Origin of the sequence: Thermococcus sp. 5-4 (genome assembly GCF_002197185.1) — an archaeon.
Lineage (GTDB): Archaea > Methanobacteriota_B > Thermococci > Thermococcales > Thermococcaceae > Thermococcus > Thermococcus radiotolerans.
In genome coordinates this window covers 1,748,584-1,774,720 of sequence record NZ_CP021848.1, presented here as the reverse complement: position 1 = coordinate 1,774,720, position 26,137 = coordinate 1,748,584, and the positions used below count along the sequence as shown (strand labels likewise).

Sequence of the window (26,137 nt, the reverse complement as noted above, 5' to 3'; positions counted from 1 at the left end):
AGCCTTCTTCATACTCCACTGCCTCCTTCACTTTTTGGCAATGTTGCCACATATGGTGTATAATGGCATGAAGATATACATTGAAAGCCTATTTAAGGGTTACGTTCTTGTAAAAGTAGTGCACTTAACAGAGCCATCACAAGTCACGATTAACCACTTAGAGGAATTTGGTATGTTCATTATAGCATTGCGTTGTTGAAAACGATGCAAAGACTTAACCACAAGCACATATAATAAATAGGGCGATACAAAGATGGCAGACAGTTGGGGAAAGCCCCAAAAATCGTTAGCAGGCTTTTTGTCATAATGACAAAAGTTGGGATGATCAAAAAACTTAAAATGGGCTAGCATCCATTCCAGTGCGGGCGCTATGTACGACCTTGTCCTGAAAGGGAAGCTCTTAAAGGATGGGAAAGTGATAGAAGGAAGCGTAGGTATTCTTGACGGGAAAATTTCTCGAATATCCCTCGGCGAATTGAAGGGAGAGGAAAAGATTAAAATCGGCCGTGGAAACCTCATCCTTCCGGGACTCATAGACGTTCATGTCCATCTGAGGGATTTTAAGCAGAAGAGAAAGGAAACCGTGAAAACTGGGACCATGGCAGCGATACACGGCGGGATAACGACGGTTTTCGATATGCCCAACACAGACCCGCCCATAATCGACTCCGGGACTTTCCAGAGAAGGGTGGAGCTGTTTAAGGGGAGGGCGTACTCGGACTACACCCTGAGCTTTCTCGTCAGAGACAACTGCACAGAGGCCGAGAGGGTGAACGCGGATTTCTACAAGATTTTCATGGGCGCTTCGACGGGAGGTCTCTTCTCGGAGGATTTTGAGAGCGACTATCGCTGTGTCCCAGGGGTTGTAAGCGTTCATGCCGAAGACGCTGGAATAATCCATAAAAAACCTGAAAGACCGCCAGATGCCGAGATAACCGCCATAAAACGCGCCCTGAAAGCCGTCGAGAAATTCAGAAAGCCCCTCAACATCTGTCACGTCTCCACCGCAGGTGGAATAGAGGCCATACTGAGCGCGAACCTCCCATGGGTAAGCTTTGAGGTCACCCCACACCATCTCTTCCTTGGTAGGGAGGACTACGAAAGGAACCCTCTCCTCAAGGTTTACCCTCCTTTGAGGGACGATGGACATAGAAGGGCGCTCTGGAGGAATCTCTCCAGGATCCCAATCATAGCCAGCGACCACGCACCCCACACGCCAGAGGATAAGGAATCAGGGGCGGCGGGAATTCCCGGATTGGAGACTGAGGTGGCCCTTCTCCTCGATGCGGTTAACAGGGGCATGCTGGAGCTTTCGGATATCGTGGAGAAGATGCACAATAATCCTATTAGGATATTTGGAATACGCAACAAGGGTCTCGAAGTTGGCAAAGATGCCGACTTTACGATGGTGGACCTCAAGGAAGAGTGGGTGGTTAAGCCGGAAGAATTCTACACGAAGGCAAAATGGAGCCCGTGGGAGGGCAGAAGACTGAGGGGGAAGGTCGTAATGACGATTCTCCATGGAGAAATCGTTATGGAGGACGATGAAATCTTCGGAAAGCCCCAGGGGGTTAGGATAAATGCTGCAGAGGGTGAGCATTAGAGAAGTCTGGGACGTCGCTAAGGACGTCAAGGCCTTTCGCTTCGACAAAAAACTCGAGTTCAATGCGGGACAGTTCATAATGGCATGGCTCCCGGGTGTTGGTGAGAAGCCCTTCAGCCTGGCCTGGAACGATCTGATAGTCGTCAAGAGGGTCGGTCCCTTCACATCAAGGCTCTTCGAGCTGGGGGAGGGAGATTACCTCTGGATCCGCGGGCCATACGGCAGAGGCTTTGAATCTGCGGGAGCTAGGATAGCCCTCGTGGGCGGCGGCATAGGAATTCCACCACTCTACGCCTTCGCGAGGCAGCACAGAGACAGATTCGATGAGATGACCCTCATCTACGGTGCCCGCTCGAAGGACGAGCTTGCGCTGATGGACATCGAGAACTACGTTGACGAGGTGATAATAACCACCGACGACGGCTCCGCGGGGAGAAGGGGCTTCCCAACGGAGGTTCTCTCCGAGAGGAAGGGGGAGTTTGACCGGGTCTACGCCTGCGGTCCGGAGCCAATGCTGAGGGCCGTTCTGAGGGTTATGGATTACAAAAACGTCCAGGTATCGGCTGAGCGCTACATGAGGTGTGGAATAGGCGTCTGCGGCTCCTGCAACCTCGGAAAGTACCTCGTCTGCAGGGACGGACCCGTCTTCGACGGCTTCCAGCTGAGGGGACTGCTCTGACCAGTGAGCTTTTTAAACCCCTTTTCTCCGCTTCGGCCGGTGAGAGAATGAAGAAGATGAGCTGGGAGGAGTTCGCGAGGAGCATGGGAGTCGAGCCCCAGATTCTTGAGAACAGGGAGGCCAGGTTGCTGAAGAAGTTCGTCATGGATTTGAAGTTCCCCACCCACTGTCAGGGCTGCCAGGGGCTTGATTTAAGCAATCCCAATCCAGTTCACCACCCGAGCTATGAGTTAACGCCAGCCTGCAACCACGACTGCATCTTCTGCTACTCGAACGTTGCGGTAAAACTCGGGAAGGCTCCGAAGCCCGGCTACTACGGCTGGGAGGATCCATACGCGATAACCGTTTCTCAGTACGGCGAGCCGCTGATAAGCCCCCGTATAGTCGAAGTGAACAGAATGCTTAGGGAGAGATTCCCAAAGGCGAGACTCGACCTTCAGACCAACGGCTCACTGCTGACGGAGGAGCTGTGGGAGAAGCTCGACTTCGACCTGGTCATGATAAGCCTCGACGCGGCAAGCAGGGAGAAGCACCTCAAAATAACCAACGCAGACACCTTCGATGCCGTCGTCAACGCCCTGAGGATAGTGGGCAGGGAGGAGAGCGTCCGTTCCGTCGTTAGGACGATATTCATGCCCGGCATCAACGACGATGACATACCAAAGATAGCGGAGCTTGCCGCTTCCCTCGGAATAGACGAAATGATGCTCCAGCCGCTCACAATCCATGAGCTGAACGTTGAACGCTTAAGAAAGGCCGGCCTCGACTTCGAGAGGGCGGAGAGCGTGAGGGAGTACCTAAAGGCGGCCATGGAGGCGAAGGAGCACATAGACGTTCGCATAAGCGGCTGTCAGCTGGCGGTCTACAGAACGATGGACCCGCTGACGCTCTTCAGCGCGAGGCGCGTCGCTCGGGATGTGGCACCAGCGATGAAGAGGGAAAGGGACTCTTCTCAACGGCAAGGGACGTAGGAATGGCTTCTGAAGAGACAAATAGACAAGCGTTAAATATTCCAACTCCAATTTTATTTTAGGCCCTTCGGAGGGATGGACATGATACGGGAGATGCTCGCGTTCTTCTTCTTAACTGCTTTTCTCTTCATCAACCTATCCCTAATGCTCATGAGGGCCTTCGGAAGCCTCGCCGGAATGACCTGGAGAAAGGTTCTGAAGCTGGATATTCCGGAAAACGAAAAGAAGGGCATTGAAAGGATTTACACCATCGTCTGGATAGCCGTAGGCATCTGGGCCTTCTGGAAGCTCTGGGGGGCTGCATGGACGGCGGCGCTGTTCGGATTCCTGGCTTTCAGGAGCGGGGCGAACATAACCAAAACTCTCGTCTACGGCCTCCACGACCAGAGACTTATAGGCGAGTATACTGAGGAGAGCAAGGTGCTCGGCATCGTTGGAACTGCAACCAAACTTTCGATACTGCTGGAAACGGTTTTCGTGGTGGCATTTGCCCTGGCGTACAAGGCGTTCTCCGTAACACTCAGCCCAAACGGAATGAGCGCCAACACGTTCATTCTCTCGCTCTGGCTCGGAGGACTGGCGTTTGGTCTGCTCTTCGGCTGGTTCATAGCCAGGAACAACCGCGGAATACTCCTCCAGAACGCCATAGCGACGGTCGGCTTCTTTGCAACGAGAAAGGGCAAGGAGAAGACGGACGAAACCATAGGAAAGGCCAAGTCCAAGATACCCAAACTTGGACGGTAGCATTTTTAAGGGGCCTTTCTTTCCTTCGACCATGCTCAAGTGCTCGCTCTGCATCCACGACGAGAGGACGGCAAAGATAGACATCATAGACGGAAAGCCCGTCTGCAGGGAGTGCCAGGTCTATCTGAGGCATCCCCTCGACCGCGAGAGGATACGAAAGGAGCTCGAAGAGCTCATGGAAGACGTCGAGAGGGCAATCGTTGCCTATTCCGGCGGCAAGGACAGTGTAGTTGCTCTATACCTAGCCAAAGAGGTTTACAAGGTTCCGGAGCTTGAGGCGGTTATGATAGACCACGGGCTCATGGCGGAGGAGGCGGTGGAGAACGCCGGGAGAATCGCCGAGGCCCTCGGAGTTCCCTTTAAGATCCTCCGCTATGACTACTCTGACATCTTCCGCGAGGCCCTTCTGAAGGCGGAGTCCCCGTGCAGGCGCTGCTCGAAGAGAACGATGGAGAAGCTGAGGAAATACGCCCTTAAGAACGGTTACCGTTACATCATAACAGGCCACGAGCTCCCCTTCGGCCACCACCCATACAGGCTCATGAAAGGGGGAATAATCCAGATAAGACTCCTCTCCCTGATACCTGAGAGCGAGAGGATTGAAATCCTTAAAGGGCTCCCCTTTGAGTTCCCGGAGCTACCAGGATACACAACCAACTGCCTCGTCCTCGGTCCGGCCCTGGAGCGCTACTGGGAGAGGCACGGACACAGTTTTGAGCACAGGAGAATAGCCGCCCTCGTCCGCTACGGTCTCATGGACAGGGAGAAAGCCGAGAGGGAGCTCTCAAAGCCAACCGTCCCGGCGTGGCAGAGGAAGCTCGTAATGGAACGTTTGGGTATCGAACCAGGACAGTAGTTCCGGGCTTTGTCGTTTCCTCCGCAACCACTTGTTACGATTTTCTCTCGAGTTTTTATTCACGGACTTATCGTTGGAACGTTAACACTCCCGAGCATTAGATTTTTAAAGGTTTACATTAACGTAAAACAGGGGGTACTGATGAGCGGAAGATGGCATTTGTACCTCTGGGTGCTCATTAAGAACCTAATCCTGTTTACAATCGGTGTCTTGATCCTCGATTACATGGCGGTTCTCGGCCACATTAACGCGGAGCTATACAACAGCGATGTCTACGGTGACTACCTCGACATGGTCAGCCACCTTCCGGAGAGCGTGAAGGAGGTCATAGAAAAGCACGTCAGCCTCGAACAGCTGGCCAAGGAGATGGCCATGGAGGCGTTGGGCCTATCCAGCAAAAGGGAACTCATGATGGACCACCTCCGTGTCGTGTACAACTTTTTCGCAAACCCCCACACCAAAACCCGGAGCGGATACGAGTACTACACCTACATCCTGAAGAGCCTCATGCTGGTCATCTTCACCGAGCTGTTCATACTGACCTTCGGTCTCTACCTCGGGCTGAGGGCCGGTTACAGAGGCGGGTGGACCGACAGGCTCCTATCCGTGCTCACCCCAATCTTCTCCGCAATCCCCTCCTGGTTCATAGCGGTGGTGCTCCTCTACACGCTGTACTGGAGGATGTCGCTTCTCCCCATAGATTTCGAAGGCCATCTAAGGGACGTTTCGATAAACGGAGGCTCGATTCCACTGGCATACGTCGTGGGGCTTCTCCTCCCGGTTCTGACCCTCGTGGTGGCGATGATATGGGAGTACGCCTTCAACGTGAGGAACCTTGTCAAATTCGAAAGCACCGAAGGCCACGTTCTCTACGACAGGGCGAGGGGCCTTCCAGACCGGAGAATAATGAGAAAACTCCTGAGAACCGCGCTTCCTGCGTTCCTTACGTTCACCACGTACAACTTCCTGGAGATCCTGATGAGCGCGTTCGTCGTGGAGATTATATTCAACATCCACGGCGTGGGCTGGATACTCGCCCGTTCCTTCAGGCTGGGGCACGGTGTGAACGGTGTGACGTTCTACTACAGCAGCTACGGGGTTTTCTTCGCTGCCTTCGTGATGCTGCTCTTCTACTTCATAAACGCGGTCGTGATGGAGTCGCTATACATACACCTCGACCCCAGAGTGGGAAGGGAGGGGCGCGGATGAGAGGGATACCCCTTAAGATAAAAATCGCCGCCGCAATACTCCTTTTTTACTTCCTGGCGGCCGCATTGGGACCAAACATGGCCAACAAGGAGGCGATAGACAACTGGAACAACAAGATGTACTGGGCGGACAACCCAAAGCTCGTGCCACCGGAGTGGGTCAACCTCTTCGGAAAGAACCTGCCCCCAACGGAAAACCTGACCCCCGCAAAGGTTGAGGGAAACGTCTACACCTACGAATACGACTTCCGGTACTCCGAGGCTCCGACGGACATAATAATCTACACAGAGTTCCCCGGGGACATCACGATAAACCTGACCCTCCCCGACGGCAGGGAGTATACGGTGTACCGGGGGCTCTCACGGAGTCAGATAAGGCTCGGCATGATGTTCATGACCATGCAGAGGATAGCCCAGGATAAGGGGCTGAACTACACGGACTCTGACCTGATTTTCGGTGGAGGACTTACCCCGATATTCACAGGTAAGGATGGCCTTGAAAAGGGAACCTACGTGCTGGAGATAACCGCGGAGGAGGAACCTAAGGTTCGGGTGCTCGGAAAGGTCTACGGACTCATGGGGACGGATTCAACGGGAAGGGACATCTGGCAGGGCTTCGTATGGGGCCTGAGGGAGACGATGGAGATGGTGGTAGCCGTTGGCCTGACGGCGGTTGCAATAGGGGCCACTCTAGGAGTCCTGAGCGCCCTCTCGGGCGTCGCTGGGGCGATAACGGACGGCCTGACGAAACTCTCGACAATACTGCCCCTGGTCCCCGTCATGGTAATGATGATTCCCATTACTGGAAAAATCACCTACGGGGGCCATATAGAGGTGCCCTTCTGGAGCTTTGTCCTCCTAATGGGGCTGCTCCTCTTCGGAAAGATAGCGAGAAACGTCAGGGCGCTCGTTGAGACTGAGCTTAGCAAGGACTACGTGGAGTCGGCGATCAGCCTCGGGGGCTCGAGGTGGTGGATACTGAAGCACCACATATCCAGGGCGGTTCTGCCCTACAGCGTCTACCAGTTCTCGATAGTCATGCCGAAGGTCGTTGCGCTCGTTTCGCTGCTGGGATTCTTTGAAGCGATACCGGGCTTCAACTGGGGAACACTGCTGGGAAGCATGATAACCGAAAACCAGCTCTTCAGCATGGCGTGGTGGATAGTGGTGCCCATCGGGGCGGCGCTGGCGCTCTTCGCCATGGCATTCGTGCTGATAAACCTGAGCATGGAGGAGATGTTCCTAACCAGATGAATCGCCTGAAAGCAGCGTAAGTCCGATGCTGACGATGATTATGGCGATGGAGGGTGAAAGAGGCCACCACCAGAGGGAATAGATGGCGTTCTGGGTGAAAGCCTCGGCCACGAAGGAACCCCAGTTGGCTCCAGGGATTATCTGGAAGAGGCCCAGTATAGAGATGACCGCTATCATCTGGGCGAAGAGCAGGGTGGAGTAGGAGAGCGCATAGGGGACGACGGCCTTCATTATATGCCTCGAGATTATCTCGATATCCCCCGCCCCCAGGGCCCTGGCGGACTCTATGTACTCCTGAACCTTCTCGTGCATGACGATGCCCTTAACGGCACTGGCAAACTTGCCCACGAGCAGGAGGGCGAGTATTAGTGCAAGCTCGAACACGCCCATCTCAAGCTTGCCGTGAAAGCCCGTGGAGGAGAGAACGAATATTATCGCTATCGCCAGTGGTAGGTAGGGGATCGAGTTAAGGGCCTCGAGAATCACCGATATGGCATCACCAAGCCTCGTCTCGTAGTAGCCGGATCCTATTCCAAGGAGGATTCCCAGGAAGATGACAAGAACCGTCGTGAGGAACGCGAGAATCAGCGTGTTCACGGTCGAACCAATGAAGCCGACCCAGAGGTCCCTGCCTTTGTAGTCGGTTCCAAGGAGACCGTAGGTGTCCCCAACCAGCTGCGCCTCGACGCTCCTCGGGTGTATCTGGATGGTGTAGTTTCCGGGCAGGGGATTCCTGTCTTCGTCCATGAAGAGGGCCTGCGTAGGGGCTATGAAGGCCAGATCCTCCCTCCTGAGGCCAAGGTTCTCAATGGCAAAACGTCTCGCCTGGAGGGCCAGCTCGGTGTTTGAGTTCACGCTGGTCGTCCCGTTTATTTCGGCGCTCAGGCGAACTACCTTACCGTCCGGCCGAAATATCGTGATCGAAACATCACCGTTTCCGTGGAGTATCAGGTTAACCGGCGCCTTTTCGGTCACGGTGTACTCAATCTGCCCGCTGAATTCAACCGACTTGGAGGAATCGCCAAGCCACACTGGCCTAGCACCCTTAGGATAATCAACCCAGAACAGGTAGTTGTCCCAGTTGGCGAGCTTTTCCCTGTCGAGGGTGGCATAGGAAACAGCGGTGAAAAGGAGAAAGGTAGCCAGTAACAGCGCACCGAGCGTTCTCCGCCTCATGCCGTTCCCCTCGGCTCCAGTTTTATCGCGAGTAGCTCCACCACAACTGAAACCAGGAAGTTCAGAAGCACCAGCACCACGACCACGAACGCAAAAGTCTTGGAGTAGAAGAGCACGTTGTCAGGGGTTATCGTGAGGGCCGATGCGAGCAGGGTTCCCAGGCCGTTGAGCCTGAAGAGGTAATCCACGACCAGGATGAGCGTCTGTATCTCGATGAAGTTCTGGAGCCAGACGTATATCACCGGGACTATCGACGCCCGGATGACGTGCCTCTTGACTCTCATCTCGGAGAGTCCCATGGCCCTCTTGGCCTCAACGTAGGGCTGGTCGAACTCCTCCTTCATTACGACGGTTATCCCCTCGGCGAGCCCCCACGACGCGACCAGAAGTATAGAGAGAACTGGGAAGGCGAAGTAAACGAGCATTCCCAAACCCGAGCCCCTGATGCCGTTCGCTAGGTCCGACGGTATCGGGGAGTAGATTATGAGCAGGAAGAAGAGGACGACGAAGAACCAAACTGGGATGCCGTTGAAAGTTCTCGCCGCCATCTGCAGAAAGCCGTAGAAGCGTTCGCTCCTCACGGCCTTAAACGACAGGAGGAGAGCCAAGAGCACCACGGAAACATCCGCAAGGACTAAGAAAAGCAACGTGCGGTAGATGTAACCCCAGCCCAGTCTCTCAAAGCCGTAGAGATAACCCCCGGACTCCTGTGTGGAGATTCCAAAGAGGTTCTTCACTATGGTCGCCATGTAATCCAAACCCACGTGGAGGGAGGACATGGCAAGCTCAGGATGGTTCTTTGGGGCAATATATTTGACGTAGTACTCAATCGGATCCATGCTCATCTTTTCCGCCGCAGCTATTACCTTCCCGGCGTTTGGATTGAACTGAAAGAAGCCAACGGCCTCGTAATAAGCCAGCCTCTCCTCAGCCCCCTTTATTGCATAACCGAGGACGAGGGCAATGAACAGGGTTACAATGGCGTATCTAAGCACTATTCTCCGCAGGGACAACACCGACCCTCCAACAGGGAGACACGTACCATCGCTAACGAGCGTCAGTAAGAATTCTCGACAACGCTTAAAAAGTTTTACTTTTAATTAAAGCCATGCGCAATAAGTTCCAAAGCCGGAAAAACAGGAGAAAAGAACGTCACTTAATGTAATTCCCGACGAGTCTGCGGGCGAGGTTTAGGACATCCTCCGGTGACACCCTGAACCCCCCACCCCTCGCAAGGGTTTCACTGCCGCCGCCACCGCCCCCGACCTCGGATAGAACCGCCTTCAGGAGGTCGTTCATTGAGAGACCCCCAACCTCCCGGTTCTTGGCGAATATCACGTAGTTCTCGCCGGCCACGAGGGCTACCGTCTTGGGGTTCTTGTCAACGAGGTAAACCACGAAAGCCTGGGCGTCCTTCATGGGGGCGTCTTCGATGTACGAGACCACCCTAACACCTTTGATTTCATCGGCGTTGTTCAGCAAGGCTTTGGCCTTCCACCTCCAGAGCTCCCGTCTAAGGCCGTCCTTTTCCTCCTCAAGCCTCTCGATTTCGGCCTTGAGTTCCCCTACGCGCTCAACGAGCGGGCGGTTCTTGTTCGGCATCTCATCGAGACTCCGCCAGTAGTCCGCTATAAGCTCGTCCAGATACTTCAGAGCCCTGTTTCCACAGGCGAACTCGATGCGCCAGAGCTTCCTACTCTTCCGGTAGAAGTTAACGACCTTTATGATACCAACTTCCCTCGTGCTCCTCACGTGCGTTCCGCCGCAGGGAATGACGTCAACCCCCGGAATTGAGACTATCCTTATCGGGGGCTTGACTTTATCTGAGAGCTCCTTCCGGAGCTTTTTTCTGAGTTCATCGGGAAGATTCTCGTAAACTTCCACCTCAACCGGAAGGTCCGACCAGACGATTCCGTTGGCGGTTCTCTCAACATCAAGGATTATCTCCCACGTAAGCTCGCCCGGATAGTCTATCTCTATCTTGTTGTATCCCTCGAATATCTGGAAACCAGTCGTGTTGGCGTCGTAGAGGTCCTTAAAGACCGCCGAGAGTATGTGCTGTCCCGTGTGCTGGCGCATGTTCTCGTAGCGCCACTCGGCATCAAGAATTAGCCTCACCGGTTCGCCCGCCTCGGGAAGGCGGCCCTCAAGTTTTCCCTCGTGCCATATCTCGTCCTTTCCCTCGACCTTTTCGACGGTTATCCTGAAGCCCTCGCCGGCTATTATCCCCCTGTCGGAGGGCTGGCCGCCGCCCTCGGGGTAGAAGATAGTCCTGTCGAGTAGGATTCTCACTCTCTTGCCCCTTTTCTCGACCCTCTCAACCCTCGCGCCGGCCTCCCAGAGGTAGGCGTTCTTGTAGAACAGCTTTTCCGTCATGTCACCACCAGGAAGAAAAGGAAGGCTGAAAATAAAAGGGTTGTTGCTTCACGAACCCTCGGCTTGGGTTCTGGCCTCGATTAGCGCCTTGACCCTCTTGAGCCTGAAGAAGTTCTCGCGCTCCATCTCATCGAGGCGCTGCTTGATGAACTTCACCGTCGCCTCCATGCGCGGGATTATGATGTACTCAAGGGCATTAACGCGCCTCTTGGTGACCTCTATCTCCTTCGCGAGCCTCTTGAGGGTCTCCTCCACCTCAGCCAGGCGAACCGCCAGGTCGAGAACCTCCTCAAACTTCTCGGCGGCGAGGTCTACCTTGGCCGAGCTCGAGACGAGTGCGTAGCCGCGCTCGTTCGTGCTCCTCCTGAAGGACTCTGCCTCAATGAGCGGAACCGGAACGCCCATTACGTTCCTCCTTCTTATCTCGACCTCCCTGTTGGGCTTCACGGAGAGGCCTATCTCCCTGAGGCGCAGCGTTCCGACGTCTATCTCCGCCGCCTGAAGGGCCGCGAAGGCCTCGGCCATCTTCCTGCCCAGCTCCTCGCGGAGGCTCAGGGCCTCGTCGTATATCGTGAAGAACTCCATGACGAGGGCGTCCTGCTTGTCCTTGAGGAGCTTGTGGCCTTTCTTGGCCAGCTTAATGCGCCTCTTGAGGTTCAGGAGCTCCATACGGGTGGGCTTGACGTTGAGCAGCTCTGCCATCTCGACCACCTAAGGGTTGAAGGGAGGTCAGCCCTCCCTCTTCCTGTACTTCGGGTGGTACTTGAGGATGTACTCCTTCCTGACACGCTTGAGCTCGCTCTCCGGAAGCTCGGCGAGGAGCTCCCAGCCGAGGTCGAGGGTCTCGAAGATGCTCCTGTCCTCGTCGTAGCGCTGGGCAATGAACTCCCTCTCGAACCTGTCCGCGAACTTGAGGTACTTCCTGTCGGTCTCGCTGAGGGCCTCTTCACCGACGACTGCAACGAGGTCTCTCAGGGAGCGTCCCTCGGCGTATGCCGCGTAGAGCTGCTGGCTGAGCTGCGGGTGGTCTTCCCTGGTCATTCCCTTACCGATACCGTCCTTCATCAGACGGCTGAGGCTCGGGAGAACGTCAATGGGCGGGTAGATACCCTTCCTGTGCAGCTCCCTGCTGAGAACTATCTGTCCCTCGGTGATGTAACCGGTCAAATCCGGAATCGGGTGGGTGATATCGTCGTCCGGCATCGTCAGGATAGGCACCTGGGTGATGGAACCCTTCCTGCCTCTGACACGGCCGGCACGCTCGTAGATGGTCGCCAAGTCGGTGTACATGTAACCCGGATAACCGCGCCTTCCAGGAACCTCTTCCCTCGCCGCGGAAATCTCACGCAGGGCCTCCGCGTAGTTGGTCATGTCGGTGAGTATAACCAGGACCTGCATATCGTAATCGTAGGCGAGGTATTCCGCAACGGTGAGTGCCATACGCGGGGTGATGATACGCTCGATGGCCGGGTCGTCGGCGAGGTTTAGGAAGAGGACCGCCCTCTCGATAGCACCGGTCTCCTCGAAGCTCTTCTTGAAGAAATTAGCTTCTTCGTAGGTGATACCCATCGCCGCGAAGACGACGGCGAACTGCTCCTCCTCACCGAGGACCTTAGCCTGCCTGGCTATCTGGGCAGCGAGCATGTTGTGCGGGAGACCGGAACCGCTGAAGATGGGCAGCTTCTGACCGCGGATGAGGGTGTTCATTCCGTCTATGGCGGAAACACCGGTCTGGATGAAGTCCCTAGGATAGGCACGGGCGACGGGGTTGAGGGGAGCACCGTGGACGTCGCGCCTGTCCTCGGGGATTATGTCCGGGCCTCCGTCGATCGGCTTTCCGATACCGTTGAAGACCCTGCCGAGCATGTCCATGCTGACCGGGACCTTGAGGGTCTCACCGGTGAAGCGGACGCGCGTCGTTTTGACATCGAGGTCGCGCGTTCCCTCGAAGACCTGGACGATTGCCATGTCCTCCCTGGCTTCGAGAACCTGTCCCTTCCTCTTCTCACCGCTCTCGGTCTCAATCTCAACGACCTCACCGTAGGCGACGCCCTTGACGCCCTGGACGATCATGAGCGGCCCGTAAATCTTGCTAACGGTTGAGTACTCCATTCCCGGCATCGGCATCACGCTCCGTACCTCTTAAAGAGCTCCTCAAACTGCTCGTTCGTCTCATCGATGAGCGCCGCGACCTTCTCTATCTCGGGCTCGAACTTCATACGGCCTATCTTCTCCCTGACCGGGAGCTTGGCTATCTCGTCAACCGGAACTCCCCTGTCGACGGCCTCCATAGTCCTGTCGTAGAAGTTGAGTATAACGCGCATCATGGTGACCTGCTTCTTCGGCGGGCAGTAGGTGTCGACCTCGTCGAAGGCATCCTGCTGGAGGAAGTCCTCACGTATCATCCTAGTCACGATGAGTATGGCCTTCTCCCTGTCCGGCAGCGCATCCGGACCGACGATACGGACGATTTCCTGAAGTTCGGCCTCCTTCTGGAGGAGCGCCATTGCCTGGTCGCGCATCTTCCTCCACTCGGGGTCAACATTCTTGTGCCACCAGTCCTGGATGGCGTCGATGTAGAGGGAGTAGCTCCTCAGCCAGTTGATGGCAGGGAAGTGCCTTCTCCTAGCCAAGTCGGCATCGAGCGCCCAGAAGACCTTGACGACACGGAGGGTGTTCTGGACGACCGGCTCGCTGAAGTCTCCACCGGGCGGCGAAACGGCACCGATGACGGAGACGCTACCTATCCTCTCGTCGCTTCCGAGTGTAACGACACGACCTGCACGCTCGTAGAACTCGGCGATCTTGCTCGCGAGGTATGCCGGGTAACCTTCCTCACCGGGCATCTCCTCGAGACGGCCAGAAATCTCACGGAGCGCTTCCGCCCACCTGCTCGTTGAGTCGGCCATCAGAGCCACGTCGTAACCCATGTCCCTGAAGTACTCCGCTATGGTGATTCCGGTGTAGATTGAAGCCTCACGCGCAGCGACCGGCATGTTCGAGGTGTTGGCTATGAGAACCGTCCTCTCCATGAGCGGCTTTCCGGTCTTCGGGTCCTTGAGCTTGGGGAACTCCTCAAGGACATCGGTCATCTCATTTCCGCGCTCGCCACAGCCTATGTAAACGACAACCTGCGCGTCACTCCACTTGGCGAGCTGGTGCTGGGTAACGGTCTTTCCTGAACCGAACGGGCCAGGAATTGCCGCGGTTCCACCCTTCGCCTGGCTGAAGAAGGTGTCTATCGTCCTCTGGCCGGTGATGAGCGGAACCTCCGGCGGGAGCTTCCTCTTGTAGGGCCTCTTGACACGAACCGGCCAGCGGTGGTACATCTTGAGCTCCTCGATGCTCCCGTCCGGCTTCTTGACCTTGGCTATGACCTCCTCGAGGGTGTAGTCGCCCTCCTCGACTATCTCTACTATCTCGCCCTCCACCCAGGGCGGGACGAGAACGCGGTGCTCGATGATGCTGGTCTCGGGAACAACACCGAGGACGTCGCCGCCAACGACCTTGTCCCCGACCTTGACCTTGGGCGTGAAGTGCCACTTCTTGTCCCTCGGCAGTGCCGGGGCGGTAAGACCCCTCGCGATGAAGTCACCACTCAGCTCCCTGAGGACCTCGAGCGGCCTCTGGATACCGTCGTACATTGCGGTGAGCAGCCCAGGACCGAGTTCAACGCTCAGCGAGGCGCCGGTTCCCTCGACTGGCTCCCCGGGCCTTATACCTGCGGTCTCCTCGTAGACCTGGATGACTGCTTTATCACCCTCAAGGCGAATGATTTCTCCTATGAGTCCCATTTCGCCGACGCGAACCACTTCGTACATCTTGGAGCCCTTCATTTCGTCGGCAACGACGAGCGGACCGGTAACACGAATTATCCTTCCCATTTCCCTTCACCTCTTCAGCTCAACACCAATTGCCCTTCTAACTATCTCCTTGATTGCCTCTTCACCAAGCTTGGAGCCGGACTTGTCCGGCACCTGAAGAATGATTGGAACGGTAACCTCCGGAAGTTCAACCTTCCCAACGAATCTCTCGGTTATCAGGATTATTCCGATGTCGTCCCTCTCGACGAGCTCCTTCAGCTTGTTCCGGAGCCTCTCCATATCAAGCGGGGTGTCGTCGAAGGAATAAACCTCATGGGCACCGGCCAGCCTGAAGCCGAGCGCGGTGTCCTTATCGCCAAGCACGGCTATCTTCATGCAACATCACCCGCGAGTTCCTTTATCCTCTCAGGGTGAACGCCGTCCTCGATGAGCTTCGCTATCGCCCTGAGCTTTCTGAGTTCCCTCTCCCTCTGGAGGATGTAGCCCAGCGGTGCGGCGACGCTGAGCGGGTAGAACCTGTTGAGCTCGTTCATCCTCTCAAGGATGTGCCTCTCAAGGGCCCTCTCAAGGACGCTGAGGTCCCTCTCGACTTCCTCCCTGACGTCCCTGATGACCTTTCCGTACTTCGTTGAGTCCAGCTCGGCCAAGGCCATGCTCAGGTCGTCGACGTGAAGGAGTGGGTCTAGCTTTACGCTTCCGCCGGGAATTATCAGCGGCCTTATCTCCTCCGCGGTCATTCCAGCGGCCTTTGCCCTGAGGACGGTGAGTATGTTGGTCTTGTCTACCTTGAGCCTGACGAACTCCTCAAGGATAACGCGCTCGTCGTCCTTCCTCGAGAGAGCATACCTGAGGAGCTTTCCGTAGTGCATCCTGTAGAGCTCGGTTTCAAACTCCTGGAGCGATATCTCCCCGAGGAGCAGTCTCTGGTAGGGTTCCTCGTAGGGGGTGCCCTCAAGGATTACGAGTATCTCCTCCATGGTCTTTGCCTCTGCCATGGCCTTGACCTTGGGGAGCATCGGGCCTATCTCCATGACGTAGTCGCCCGCAACCTCGCCGGCGAACTTGGCCTTGACCACGCTGGCTATGTTCCTGACGTCCCACTCCTCGAGCATGAACCTGAAGAACGGGCTAACCCTCTTCGGGAGGATCTTAATCATCAGCTCGTAGGTCCCGGCAAGGGCCTTTTCTAGGGCTCTCTCTATCTCCTCGACGGTGTAGGTCGAAACGTCGGTGAGGTAGTCCTTGTAGTCGGTGTCCTCTAGGCTGACGACGAAGTTCTGCAGCGTTCTGCTCTCGGCCAGCTCGTTGAAGCGCTGCTCGGTGAGGAGCTTCGCTTCCATGGCCTTTATCCTGGCGTTGGGGTACGAGTAGGGAGTGTATTTCCAGACTATCCTGGCCGTCTTGTATCCCACCCACACGAATACTACAGCCAGCGTCGTGTTGAGGATTCCGCTTACGGCTCCTGCTTCCATTAACCTCACCCGAAGAGAGCCTTGGCTATCTCTGCCCTGAGCTCGCTCTCAAACCTCTCTATCCTTGACTCGAAGGTGTTGTCGACCCTAATAGAGCCATCGGGGGTCTCAACCAGGACGCCGCCTATGGTCGATATCGGCTCACCGAGGCTTATCTCCACGTCCCTTCCGAGCTTTGCCGCAACGGTCTTCCTGAACTCCCCGAGCTTGCTCTCAAGGAGCTTCAGGGTCTTAACGTTGGAGCGAATAATGCAAGCCTCCCCGCCGAGCTCTTCGAGGGCCTTGACGGTGAGGTCAACGAGCATCGGGAAGTACTCCTCCTCGGGAAGCTCCGCGAGTCTCTCCCTGAGGGCGGTTATTACCTCCTGGATGAGCTCCTCCTGAACCTCAAGGCGCTTCTTCCTGACCTCAAGCCTCGCGTTGGCTATTATGCGCTGCCTTTCCGTCTCGGCCTGGGTCTGGGCCTTCCTGAGTATCCACTCGGCTCTCGCTTCGGCCCTCTTTCTCGCCTCTTCCTTAATCTTCTCTGCCTCCTTCTGGGCCTCGCTGAGTATGTACTGTATCTTCTGCTCCGCTTCCCTGTTTATCTCCTGGATGATCAGCTCTGCTCCATCCATCCTCCTTCCTCCTTGGCCTATAAAGAAAGTTTGCGGGAGTCAGAAGCCGACTCCGGTGACTATCATTATCAGAGCGCCGACGAGACCGAAGATGGCCATGGTCTCCGCCATAGCGGAGAATATGATTCCCTGGGTGAAGGTCTTCGGGTTCTTGGCGACTGCACCGATGCTCGCGCTGGCGATGATTCCCTGCGGTATTGCCGAGAGACCGGTGAGGCCGACGGTGAGACCTGCACCGAGGAGGATGGCGCTCTTAACGATGTTGTCCATGTTGGTCGGGTCGGTGAACTTGAAGCCGCCACCGAGGATTCCGGAGACCATCAGGATGAGGAACAGCGTAATGAGGCCGTATATACTCTGGGTCATTGGCAGACCCTCAAGGATGAGGGCGTTCTTGAAGTTCCTCTCATCCTCGGCGACGACTCCGGCCGCTGCGGCACCGGCTATACCGACACCAAAGGCCGAAGCTGCTCCAGCTATTCCTGCGGCAAGGGCCGCACCGAGGGATACGTAAACTATCGGGTCCATCTTTCATGCACCTCCTTAAGCTTCAAACTCCAATTCGGAAACTTCTCTTTTTGCCCTGAAGGGCTGGAAGGGTTTACCTTCACCTGAGTAGAACGTTCCGAAAAATTCAACGTACTGCAGACGGAGCGAGTGAACGAACGCTCCGAGGGCGTTAATGGCGACCGAAAACAGCTGGCCGCCGGCAAACAGTATGATTCCGATGAGTATGCCTATGGGAACGGGGCCGATGCTCACACCCCAGACCATCTGGGCCAGTATGTTGACGACCATCGCGATCCCTGCGGTCGCTAGGGCGAGTGCCATGAGCCTCGCGTAGCTGAGCCAGCTGCCCACGAAGCCGAAGAAGTCCGAGATGACCAGGAGAACCGCCAGTGCACCGTTCTTGAGCTCGCTGAGTATGAAGAGCACCAGGCCAACTCCGAAGAGCGCCTTGCCCGGCATGTCCAGGGACGGGTTCTTGCTAGAGAGGAACAGGAAGGTTATTCCAAGTATTATGAGCATCCACGAGAGCTGGTCGAGTATCGCATCCTTGGTTTCGCCGTTCCTGAGCTTGACTATGAAGCCGACGGTGTAGCCGGTGAAGAGGTGGGCTATACCTATCGCCAGGGCCAGCTGAAGCACCACTAGGGCATCCTGGAAGGTGTCCCAGACGCGCGGAACGGTGAAGCCGGCCAGATCGAGGGCGTTGCCGAAGTAGCTGCCGAAGATAACTCCCATCGCCATCGTGAAGAACGAGCTTATCAGCAGGGTGTAGGCGAACTTGTAGGTGCCGTCGTTGAACTTCTTGTGTCCCTTGACGAGGAGCGCGGCTATTATCGCTATTATGAGACCGTACATGAAGTCGGTGAGCATGAATCCGAAGAAGAACGAGTAGGTGAAGGTTATTATCGGCGTCGGGTCTATCTCGTTGTACTTGGGGACGCCGTACATCTCGGTGAGCATCTCGAAGGGCCTCGCCCATCCAGGGTTCTTGAGCTTTATCGGAATCTCGTCGAGTTCCTCCTCGGTCGGCTCCCTGATGTTGATGTAGGCCGTGCCGTTGGTCACCCTCTTGATGCCCTCCAGGACCTTGGGGACATCGCTCCTTGGAAGCCAGCCGGTTAAAGCGAAGGTCATGTTGGTTCTGGCGAGCATCGGCAGCACGGTTGACTTGTCGCGCTCGTTCTCCATGAGCTCCTGGTAGAAGACAACGTCCTCGTAGTACTTCTCGGCAAGCATCTCCGCGTCCTTCTTGGCGCTCTCAAGCTCCTCCTCCTTGGCACGGAGCTTCTCCTCGTAGACAGCTATGAGCTCCCTCGGGGTTCCTTCTCCCTCGGGAACCTCCAGCCTCTCGAGGGAGTACTTGGCCAGAATCGGGTTGGCCCTGTCGTAGTCGGCCTTGAGGAAGACAAAAACCGCCAGAACCTTGTCCTTCAGCTCCTTGGAAACTATGACCGCCCTGTTCTCAGTGGCCTTGGTGACCTCCTCAACGAGGGGCTTGAACTTGTTCCTGTCAACGGTTCCGACGACGATTTCAAGCATGTCGGTCGATTTGAGGTACGAAACGTCGAGATTGAGCGCCGAGAGAAGCTCCAGTATCGCTATGTCGCCCTTTATCCTCTCGATTTCAGTCTGGGTGGCGGTTATCTTGCCCTCAACCGCCTTTATCTCCGGCTCGACGGCGCTGAGAAAGTTCTCAACGTCTTTTATGAGCCTCTCGATCCCCTCGTACCTGTACTTCTTCCTCGCCCTCTCCTTCGGGAAGATGAACTCCTTTATGCCGCCCCCAGTGGACTTCCGGTAGGCCTTCAGAAAATCAACGAGCCTTGAGATGGTTATGCTGTACGAGGCGGCCTTCCTGTGGTACTCGTTTGGGGAATCCTTCTGGGCTATCTCGACGTCGAGTTCCCTTATTTCAACCATGCCGTTCTCGTGGAGATACGTTAGAAGGCTGTCCTTGTAGCGGTTGAGCGTAATGACCTCTATCCTGACCATCTCTTCAGGCTTGAACATTTCATCTCCCTCTCACGAGCGCTATTCCCGCAGAGATGGCCTTCTCGAAGTTGTTCGTGGCCTTGACCTTGAGCTCCTCGATCTCGGAATCCCCCTCCTCGAGTATTCTCTTGGCCTCCTCCTCGCCCTCGAGGCGGGCCTTCTCGATGAGGGATTCTGCGTTTTTCTCGGCCTCTTCAACTATGCTCTTTTCGAGAAGCTTGGCCTCTTCGCGGGCCTTGAGGACTATCTCCTTGGCCTCCTCCTTGGCCCTCTCGATCCTCTCCTCGGCCTGCTTCTCTGCATCAACAATCTGCTTGATGACGTCCTCCATGATTAGCCCCCCAATGACACCGAAAACAGGTGATCCTCACGCCACCTTTGGCTTCCCTAATCGGTTTAAATAGTTTTTGGCCTACAAACCGAGGATTTGACGATGAAAGAACAAAAATGGACATGAAAGTTGAAAAAAATGTCATATTAACTTTCGTTCTCAGGTTTTTTCTTTTCCAGGAGCTTCTTCACATCGTCCAGAACGCTGTTCTTGGCGAATATTATGAGCTGACCGCGCTCCGGGAGCTTTGTATCGCCTGACGGGATTATGAGGTTGCCCTTCTCGTCGTAAACCGCCACCATGAGCGCGTCCCTCGGCAGCTTCAGATCCTTGACCAGCTTGCCGGCTATCTCACTGTCCCCGTTTATGCTGAAGCGGACTATCTCGGCGCCCTCCTTCGGGAAGAGCACCCTGTCAAAGCCCGGCGTGACTATGTTCCTGCTGATGTACTCCGCGGCTATTTCCTCAGGCGAAATCACGAAGTCGAAGTAGCGCTTGAGGTCGGTGACCTCCTCGAATATGCGCCTGTTCTGCGGGTTGCTTATCCTGAGCGAGGTCTTGATCTTGGGGTTGAGGTGCTTCGCCAGTATGCAGGCGAGCAGGTTGGCATCGTCCTTGCCCGTCAAAGCCGCGAAGGCGTCGGCCTGCTTTATGTTGGCCTCCTCAAGCGTTTTCGGGTCGGTGGCATCGCCCTCGATGACCAAGCCATTGATGAGGAGGGAGAGCTCCTTGGCGCGCTCCTTGTCCATCTCTATTATGGTGACGTCGTGTCCCTCCTCCTCCAGCATCTTGGCCACGAGGTAGCCAACCCTTCCGGCACCCATTATAACGACGAACATCAGTCCTCACCGAGGAGGTATTTGGCTATTTCAGCGTAGGCTGGCCTTGTTATCAGGATTCCGATGAGCACGCCCAGTATCGTCGTGAAGGCGAATCCCTTGAGCGTTCCGACGAAGTAGACCAGCAGGAAGCTCATGGCCGCTATCGTTGTTGCCGCCGAGGCGAAGATGACGAAGAACGCCCTTCCCATCCTCTTGAGCACGCTGGAACGCCTGCTTATCTTCGTGGTCTTCTCCCCACCGAGGAGCTCGTCGGTTATGACTATCTGCTGGTCGACACCGGTACCTATGGCCGCGATGATACCTGCTATACTCGGGAGGTCGAGGTTCCACTTGATCAGCGCCGCGAAGCCCAGGATGATTATCGCCTCGAAGAGGCTGGTGGAGGCAACCGGTATGGCTATCCTCCACTTCCTGTAGTGGAAGTAGACGATGAGGAGAACCGTTATCAGCGCGCCTATGCCCGCATAGACGGCCTGCGTCCTGAAACCCTCGCCGAGCCTCGGGGAGATGAACTCCATGCCGACGACGCTGAGCTTGACCGGAAGCGAACCGCTCTTGAGGACGGTGTAGATAGTGCTGGCCTCCTGCTCGGCTGTGAGCCTGTCGGGGGCGCTTCCGGTTATCTGGACGTCCTGCTGAGGCTCTCCAACCGTGAGACCCTCTCCGAGGGAGTACGGACCGTAGAGACCGAGAACCCTGACTATGAGCGCGTGGTCGCTCTCGCCCTGGGCCCTCGGAACGTACCTTACCGTGATGTTCATTCCCTCAAGCTGGGTCTGAAGTTCCTGCGGGACGTCAACGAGGACTATCTTGTCCTTGCCCTGGGCGAGCTTGGCTATCTCGTCGGCGCTCTGGTTGGCGTAGGCGACGACGCTTATGTTGAAGGCCTTGGTGATCCTCTCCAGGAGTGTCGGCGCCTCGGGGGCCTCGGCGTTGAACTCCGAGCTGTTCATAGCCTTGTAAACGCTCTCCGGAACCACCAGGAGGGAGTTGACCGGCGGGTCGAGGAACATGTCAACGGGCCAGCCCTTCTTACCGTAGGCCAGCTCGGCGAACTTCTCCGCGGCGCTCTTTGAAATCCTGAAGGGAACGCTCCAGCTGTTGTCGGGGTTTATCTTGTAGATGCCAACGTACTCGACGTCGTTGCCCGTTCCAAAGATCGTTCCTGTGAACTCCATGTAGAAGACACCCTGGCTCTCGATGACGCTCTTTATCTGATTCGCCTCCTCCGGGGAGGTGACGTTGGCAACTTTGATGAGGACTATCTGGTCTCCCTGGGCCTCAACGGTTATGTCCCTCAGACCGAGGGTGTTCAGCCTCTTCTGCAGTGAATCGACGACGAGCTGCATGGTCTTGGTGTCGACGGGATGTTCCGTCTGGGCAACGAGCGCGACACCACCGCTTATATCTATACCGAAGGTGAGCGGTTTGAGCGCGAGGGTCGCTATCGAGCCTATGAGGAAGAGCGTGAGCAGGATTATCCTCCAGTTCCGGAGGAGCTTTTTGGTTCTTCTCTTCATGCCTTACCACCCCTGGCAGCTTCCCTGGTGAGGTACCACTTGAGCACGCCCGCGTTGAGAACCCAGGTGTTCATGAAGTCCGCGAGCAGACCGAAGATGAGGACTATGGCAATGTTGTCTATGGTCTGTGAGGTCGAGATTATCCAGAGAATCAGCAGGGCACCGAGGGTAGTGGTGCTCATGGTGAAGCCGGTTGAAACGGCCGAGAGGTAGGCTTTGTCTATGGAGTCCTCCTTCCGCCTGAGGAGCTTAGTCGTCAGGAGGATGTTGCTGTCGACGGTGTAACCTATGAGCATGAGCAGGGCCGCTATCGTGGCGGTGGTGAGTTCAATTCCGAAGATGCCCATCAAGGCAACGGCTATCGTCATGTCCGAGAGAGCGGAGAATATTATCGTGAGGGACGGCACGAGGTTCCTGAAGAACAGGAAGACCACGACCGCCATGGCGAGGAACGCAAACACCAGCGCCCTTATTCCCTGCTGTTGGGCTATCTCTCCAAAGGTGGGCTGCACCTCGCTGTGGGTGTATTCGGCGTTTGGATACTTATCCTTCATGGCATCGATTATCTTGAGCGGATCGGTGCCTATGGGGGCGTAAACCCTGACACCGCTGGCTTCCACGCCCGTGAAGCTCTCGACCCTGACGTCCACCCCGATTTTATCGCTTATGTACTTGCCGAGTTCATCCGGATTCGCATCCACCCCGTAGGCGGTGACGACCACACCGCCGCGGAGGTCTATTCCAAGCGTTGGAAAGTTGACCGCGAGAAGTATCAGTGCTATCACGAAGACCGCGAGGGGGTACATTATCATCTTCTTGTACTCCATCCGCGCTAGAAAGCTCAGTTTTTCCTGTTTCTTCGCCCTCACGGCATCCCCTGCCGCGGGCTTGGACTTCGGTTTAGACTTCGACATACCTTCACCCCTTCGTGAGTTTTCGTAAACTTGTCGTTAGTTGGAGGTATGAGTTTTAAAATTAGTGGTTCACGCTTAAAAAAGGCCATCGGTGAGCAGGATTAAACGAGGCGGAGAAGGGATTTAATCCATGAAAGAGCCTTCAAATCGGGCTTGGGAGGAAACCACCATAAGCTTTCGGAAAATTTCGATAACGACCAGGACATAACCGTTCAATGCATTCCAGGCCAATTAAGAGCAGTTCAAAGCCAGAACGGCCCGTTCACAGCTCTCCACTTTAGGGCTTAACTTTAAAAAGGGTTCGTAATAGGAGCAACAAGAGGTGAGAGCCATGGCTGAGATAGAGACGATCGGGTTCCACTACGTTGTTGAGGCCGCAGGTTGCGATCCCGAAATCCTCGGTAACGCTGACAAGATAAGAGAGATATTCCTAGAGGCCGCCAAGGTTGGTAAAATGGAGGTCAAGGCGAGCTATTTCTTTAAGTTCTCGCCCACAGGCGTCAGCGGCATGGTCATCGTCGCCGAGAGCCACATCTCGATACACACCTGGCCCGAGAAGGGCTACGCCGCCCTGGACGTTTACACCTGCGGAACCACCGCCGATCCGGAGAAGGCCGTTGACTACATCCTCGACAAGCTCCGCGCCCAGTACGCCCACGTTTCCGAGATAAAGCGCGGAATAGAGGAAGAGGACGAGACCTTCACCCACATGATACTCACGTGGGAGGAGAAGCTCGAGAGAACAAACAACGGCAAGAACTGAATCCACCCCCATCCTCTTTTCTGTCTCTAACGCTTTCTCCTTATGAACTCCCCTATGTCCGTAACGTTCAGGATGAACTTCCTTTTGCTTTCTGGGTTTATCCTGCCGATGCCGAGGATAATCCCGTTCTCGTCGTAGATAACGAGCTTCTTCGTTCCCTGCCAGTTGTATTTTCTCACGCCGCTCCTCGGCACGTCCTTTCCGGTGGTGAAGAGAAAGCCCGCCTTCGGGCTGAGAACCGCGTAGTTCTTCTCAACCCTCACGAAGTAGAAGAACTCGACGTTGGGGTAGAACTTCTCGACCAGGTTTTTGTCCACCTTTATCGTGCCGACGAAGGTTCCGTATGCGTAGGGCTTGACCTTCATCCCCTCAATCTCGGCCCAGGCCCTCTCGTTAACGGCGTAAACGTCGCGGAACTTCCCCTCGACTATCGCAAAGAAGTGATGCTCCAGCTCGCCGTACTTCTCGGCCTCGCGAAGGATCAAATCGTACTCCCAGGACGAGGCCCGCCTATACCTCAGCTCGCCCTCCATGAACCCACCGGTTGGGAGTCTTAGGCATTCCTTAAAAGGCTTAGCTCAGCTTGAGTTGGTGAGGTTTGGGGGAGGCACCTCCACTGGGTGCTCCACGACAACCGTGGCGTTCCCCGGGATGCTCTCGTTCATGTGGACGTGGACGTGGACGTAGTAGTCGGCGACCACCCACTGGGCCGTTGCGGCACTGATGAAGGCCGAGATGCCCAGGAAAGCGATTATCGCGGCGGCAACGGCATCGGGAACCTTCTCCTCTAGCAGCCAGAGGGAGACAATTCCACCGATGGATGAGGCGAACCATATGCCGAAGGCTATGAGGAGGAGGGGAGTTTCCGTACCGGCGAGGGACTCCGCTATCACCCAGGCCGAGCCGATTGCACCGAATGCGAAGTACGCCGAGCCGAGTAGCCTGCCTCTTTTCGGCCTCGGGGAGATTCCAAGGTAGTAGAGGGACGCCATCGCCAGGAGAAAGTAGACGATGATGAGAACGGGCAGACTCCAGGCAATCTCTGGATAGAGGGACTCCGGAACTATCCCCGAGAACATTATGGCCGGAAAGCCGTAGAAAATCAGATTGATGGCCAATTGAACGATGAAACAGCCGAGCAGGAGGGGGAGCTTCCAGTTCCTCATGTTTTCAAATAGCCGCCTATGGTATATCTATCTTTCGAGCTCATCCATGAGCCTCGCGAGGCCCTCCATGTCGGTTCTCTCGAGTTCCCTCTCGAATTCAAGGCCGAGCTCGGCGATCTCCTCGGGGTTTATTAGGGTTTCCGGCTCGTCGGCGTTTATCCCGGGACAGGAGGCATCGTAGTAGAGCCAGAGCCTCTGGCCCTTGTACTGGAACGGCCTCTCGCCCTTGACCCCGAGCGGTTTGCGCGAAACCATGAAGGGGTAGATCCTGCAGATTACCGGATTGACCTCGTGAATCCGGCACTTCCCGGTTTCGGGGTCGTGGAAGACGCAGCCGAGGTCCCATTCTCTCACGGCCAGAACGAAGCGGATTTTGTTCCCCTCCACGGAGAACGTCACGAAGTCCTGCGGGTCGTGGCCGGCCCTCGCTATTCTCTCTATGTCCTTCAGCGTCAGGTACACGTGTCTCCCGCGGCAGCAGTCGAGACAGAACTCGCACCTGAAGGGCACCGGTTGGGTGAAGGGTCTCGGTTCGAACCTCATGGAATTCAATTCAGGGATCTGGTTAAAAATGCATCGGGATATTTTCGAAAACTATTCGACGAAAGGTTTTTATCAGTTCGAAGTGGATACCTTATTTGCAAAAAAGCGTTTTGGAGGTAGTACCTATGGATGAAGTTAAGGAACCTTCTGGGGTTGAGGGAGAGAAGAAACCAATGACCCCGGAGGAGTACGAGGAGTACAAGGAGGAGATGGCCAAGAAGCAGATGGCCAGCGTCATGGCCCACTGGCCCTGGTATCTGATCCTCGGTATAGTGCTGACCGTTCTCGGTATCGTCGGTCTGGGAATGCTCCCGTTCGTAACTCTAGCCAGCATAGCCGTCTTCGGAGTGTTCCTGATAGTTGGCGGTATAATGCTCATATTCGCGGGACTCTTCGGCCGCGGCGAGACCGGGGGAACGAGAATATTCCAGCTGCTGCTGGCGGTTCTCTACTTGGCGGTGGGCGTCACCATGATCGAGGAGCCGCTGATATCGGCCCAGATACTGACCTTCATACTCGGTGGAGCGTTCTTCATCTTCGGTATCGTCAAGGTGCTGATGGGCTTCAAGGTTCAGAACGGTGGACTGGTCATATTCTCCGGCGTCATAGACTTCTTCATCGGCGCCATGATACTGGCCAACTGGCCGGAGTGGAGCCCATGGGTCATAGGAATCTTCGTCGCGGTGGAGCTGATCGTCGCCGGTGCGAGCTTTATTGCCATCTCGCTCGGCGCAAGGTCAATGAAAAAGGAAGCCGAAACGGGGGTTTAACCCCCT

At 55.8% G+C, this 26,137-nt stretch carries 27 protein-coding genes; 9 read left to right on the top strand and 18 right to left on the bottom strand.

The window, feature by feature from the left end:
- Positions 1-370 precede the first annotated feature (370 nt).
- From CDI07_RS09740 to CDI07_RS09710, 7 genes are all read left to right on the top strand, one after another.
- Positions 371-1,603, top strand: coding sequence for a dihydroorotase (locus CDI07_RS09740; protein ID WP_088181442.1), 1,233 nt, complete (start codon positions 371-373; stop codon positions 1,601-1,603).
- On the top strand, positions 1,581-2,282 hold the full coding sequence (locus CDI07_RS09735; protein ID WP_088181441.1) for a dihydroorotate dehydrogenase electron transfer subunit: 702 nt from the start codon (positions 1,581-1,583) through the stop codon (positions 2,280-2,282). Before CDI07_RS09740 ends, CDI07_RS09735 begins: the two co-directional genes overlap by 23 nt.
- Before the next feature lie 47 nt (positions 2,283-2,329).
- Positions 2,330-3,253 carry a radical SAM protein gene (locus CDI07_RS09730; RefSeq protein ID WP_088181440.1) on the top strand — a complete coding sequence of 308 codons (924 nt, stop codon included), beginning with the start codon at positions 2,330-2,332 and terminating at the stop codon, positions 3,251-3,253.
- A gap of 75 nt (positions 3,254-3,328) precedes the next feature.
- On the top strand, positions 3,329-3,997 hold the full coding sequence (locus tag CDI07_RS09725; RefSeq protein WP_226996578.1) for a hypothetical protein: 669 nt from the start codon (positions 3,329-3,331) through the stop codon (positions 3,995-3,997).
- Between the two features lie 31 nt (positions 3,998-4,028).
- Complete coding sequence (locus CDI07_RS09720) at positions 4,029-4,853, top strand: ATP-binding protein (RefSeq protein WP_088181438.1); 825 nt, start codon at positions 4,029-4,031, stop codon at positions 4,851-4,853.
- Between the two features lie 141 nt (positions 4,854-4,994).
- The gene (locus tag CDI07_RS09715; RefSeq protein WP_088181437.1) at positions 4,995-6,062 is read left to right on the top strand and encodes an ABC transporter permease subunit; all 1,068 of its coding nucleotides are present in this window, start codon (positions 4,995-4,997) and stop codon (positions 6,060-6,062) included.
- Positions 6,059-7,315 (top strand): ABC transporter permease subunit, encoded by a 1,257-nt coding sequence (locus CDI07_RS09710; protein ID WP_088181436.1) that lies wholly within the window; start codon positions 6,059-6,061, stop codon positions 7,313-7,315. The genes CDI07_RS09715 and CDI07_RS09710 overlap by 4 nt, the downstream gene beginning before the upstream one ends.
- On the opposite strand, the gene CDI07_RS09705 is transcribed toward CDI07_RS09710, so the two are convergent.
- From CDI07_RS09705 to CDI07_RS09635, 15 genes are all read right to left on the bottom strand, one after another.
- The gene (locus CDI07_RS09705; protein ID WP_088181435.1) at positions 7,304-8,491 is read right to left on the bottom strand and encodes an ABC transporter permease; all 1,188 of its coding nucleotides are present in this window, start codon (positions 8,489-8,491) and stop codon (positions 7,304-7,306) included. The two genes, CDI07_RS09710 and CDI07_RS09705, sit on opposite strands and share 12 nt — an antisense overlap.
- A complete protein-coding gene (locus tag CDI07_RS09700; protein ID WP_088181434.1) occupies positions 8,488-9,504 on the bottom strand; it encodes an ABC transporter permease subunit in 1,017 nt (338 codons plus the stop codon). Before CDI07_RS09700 ends, CDI07_RS09705 begins: the two co-directional genes overlap by 4 nt.
- Positions 9,505-9,643: 139 nt before the next feature.
- Entirely contained in the window at positions 9,644-10,867 is a 1,224-nt protein-coding gene (locus CDI07_RS09695) for a DHHA1 domain-containing protein (RefSeq protein ID WP_088181433.1), read from the bottom strand.
- 48 nt (positions 10,868-10,915) lie between these two features.
- On the bottom strand, positions 10,916-11,569 hold the full coding sequence (locus CDI07_RS09690; protein ID WP_088181432.1) for a V-type ATP synthase subunit D: 654 nt from the start codon (positions 11,567-11,569) through the stop codon (positions 10,916-10,918).
- Between the two features lie 27 nt (positions 11,570-11,596).
- On the bottom strand, positions 11,597-12,988 hold the full coding sequence (locus tag CDI07_RS09685) for an ATP synthase subunit B (protein ID WP_088181431.1): 1,392 nt from the start codon (positions 12,986-12,988) through the stop codon (positions 11,597-11,599).
- A gap of 5 nt (positions 12,989-12,993) precedes the next feature.
- Entirely contained in the window at positions 12,994-14,751 is a 1,758-nt protein-coding gene (locus CDI07_RS09680; protein ID WP_088181430.1) for an ATP synthase subunit A, read from the bottom strand.
- A gap of 6 nt (positions 14,752-14,757) precedes the next feature.
- The gene (locus CDI07_RS09675; protein WP_088181429.1) at positions 14,758-15,066 is read right to left on the bottom strand and encodes a V-type ATP synthase subunit F; all 309 of its coding nucleotides are present in this window, start codon (positions 15,064-15,066) and stop codon (positions 14,758-14,760) included.
- Positions 15,063-16,163 (bottom strand): V-type ATP synthase subunit C, encoded by a 1,101-nt coding sequence (locus CDI07_RS09670; protein WP_088181428.1) that lies wholly within the window; start codon positions 16,161-16,163, stop codon positions 15,063-15,065. Before CDI07_RS09670 ends, CDI07_RS09675 begins: the two co-directional genes overlap by 4 nt.
- Positions 16,164-16,168: 5 nt before the next feature.
- Positions 16,169-16,780 (bottom strand): V-type ATP synthase subunit E, encoded by a 612-nt coding sequence (locus CDI07_RS09665; RefSeq protein WP_088181427.1) that lies wholly within the window; start codon positions 16,778-16,780, stop codon positions 16,169-16,171.
- 39 nt (positions 16,781-16,819) lie between these two features.
- On the bottom strand, positions 16,820-17,308 hold the full coding sequence (locus CDI07_RS09660; protein ID WP_088181426.1) for a V-type ATP synthase subunit K: 489 nt from the start codon (positions 17,306-17,308) through the stop codon (positions 16,820-16,822).
- A 15-nt stretch (positions 17,309-17,323) separates the two neighbouring features.
- Entirely contained in the window at positions 17,324-19,300 is a 1,977-nt protein-coding gene (locus CDI07_RS09655) for a V-type ATP synthase subunit I (protein ID WP_088181425.1), read from the bottom strand.
- 1 nt (position 19,301) lies between these two features.
- On the bottom strand, positions 19,302-19,613 hold the full coding sequence (locus tag CDI07_RS09650) for a V-type ATP synthase subunit H (RefSeq protein ID WP_088181424.1): 312 nt from the start codon (positions 19,611-19,613) through the stop codon (positions 19,302-19,304).
- Positions 19,614-19,759: 146 nt separating this feature from the next.
- Positions 19,760-20,452 (bottom strand): TrkA family potassium uptake protein, encoded by a 693-nt coding sequence (locus CDI07_RS09645; RefSeq protein ID WP_088181423.1) that lies wholly within the window; start codon positions 20,450-20,452, stop codon positions 19,760-19,762.
- A complete protein-coding gene (locus CDI07_RS09640; RefSeq protein WP_088181422.1) occupies positions 20,452-21,975 on the bottom strand; it encodes a preprotein translocase subunit SecD in 1,524 nt (507 codons plus the stop codon). Before CDI07_RS09640 ends, CDI07_RS09645 begins: the two co-directional genes overlap by 1 nt.
- Positions 21,972-22,889: a protein translocase subunit SecF gene (locus CDI07_RS09635; RefSeq protein ID WP_088181421.1), complete on the bottom strand. Its 918-nt coding sequence runs from the start codon at positions 22,887-22,889 to the stop codon at positions 21,972-21,974. Before CDI07_RS09635 ends, CDI07_RS09640 begins: the two co-directional genes overlap by 4 nt.
- Before the next feature lie 331 nt (positions 22,890-23,220).
- On the opposite strand from CDI07_RS09635, the gene speD reads away from it, so the two are divergent.
- Positions 23,221-23,652 carry an adenosylmethionine decarboxylase gene (speD, locus tag CDI07_RS09630; RefSeq protein WP_088181420.1) on the top strand — a complete coding sequence of 144 codons (432 nt, stop codon included), beginning with the start codon at positions 23,221-23,223 and terminating at the stop codon, positions 23,650-23,652.
- Between the two features lie 26 nt (positions 23,653-23,678).
- Here speD and CDI07_RS09625 read toward each other — a convergent pair whose 3' ends face one another.
- From CDI07_RS09625 to CDI07_RS09615, 3 genes are read right to left on the bottom strand one after another with little or no spacing between them, the layout of a single operon-like run.
- Positions 23,679-24,185 carry a PUA domain-containing protein gene (locus CDI07_RS09625; protein WP_088181419.1) on the bottom strand — a complete coding sequence of 169 codons (507 nt, stop codon included), beginning with the start codon at positions 24,183-24,185 and terminating at the stop codon, positions 23,679-23,681.
- A gap of 45 nt (positions 24,186-24,230) precedes the next feature.
- Positions 24,231-24,818, bottom strand: coding sequence for a hypothetical protein (locus CDI07_RS09620; RefSeq protein ID WP_088181418.1), 588 nt, complete (start codon positions 24,816-24,818; stop codon positions 24,231-24,233).
- Between the two features lie 27 nt (positions 24,819-24,845).
- On the bottom strand, positions 24,846-25,361 hold the full coding sequence (locus tag CDI07_RS09615; protein ID WP_088181417.1) for a YkgJ family cysteine cluster protein: 516 nt from the start codon (positions 25,359-25,361) through the stop codon (positions 24,846-24,848).
- Between the two features lie 125 nt (positions 25,362-25,486).
- On the opposite strand from CDI07_RS09615, the gene CDI07_RS09610 reads away from it, so the two are divergent.
- Positions 25,487-26,131, top strand: coding sequence for an HdeD family acid-resistance protein (locus CDI07_RS09610; protein ID WP_088181416.1), 645 nt, complete (start codon positions 25,487-25,489; stop codon positions 26,129-26,131).
- Positions 26,132-26,137 lie beyond the last annotated feature (6 nt).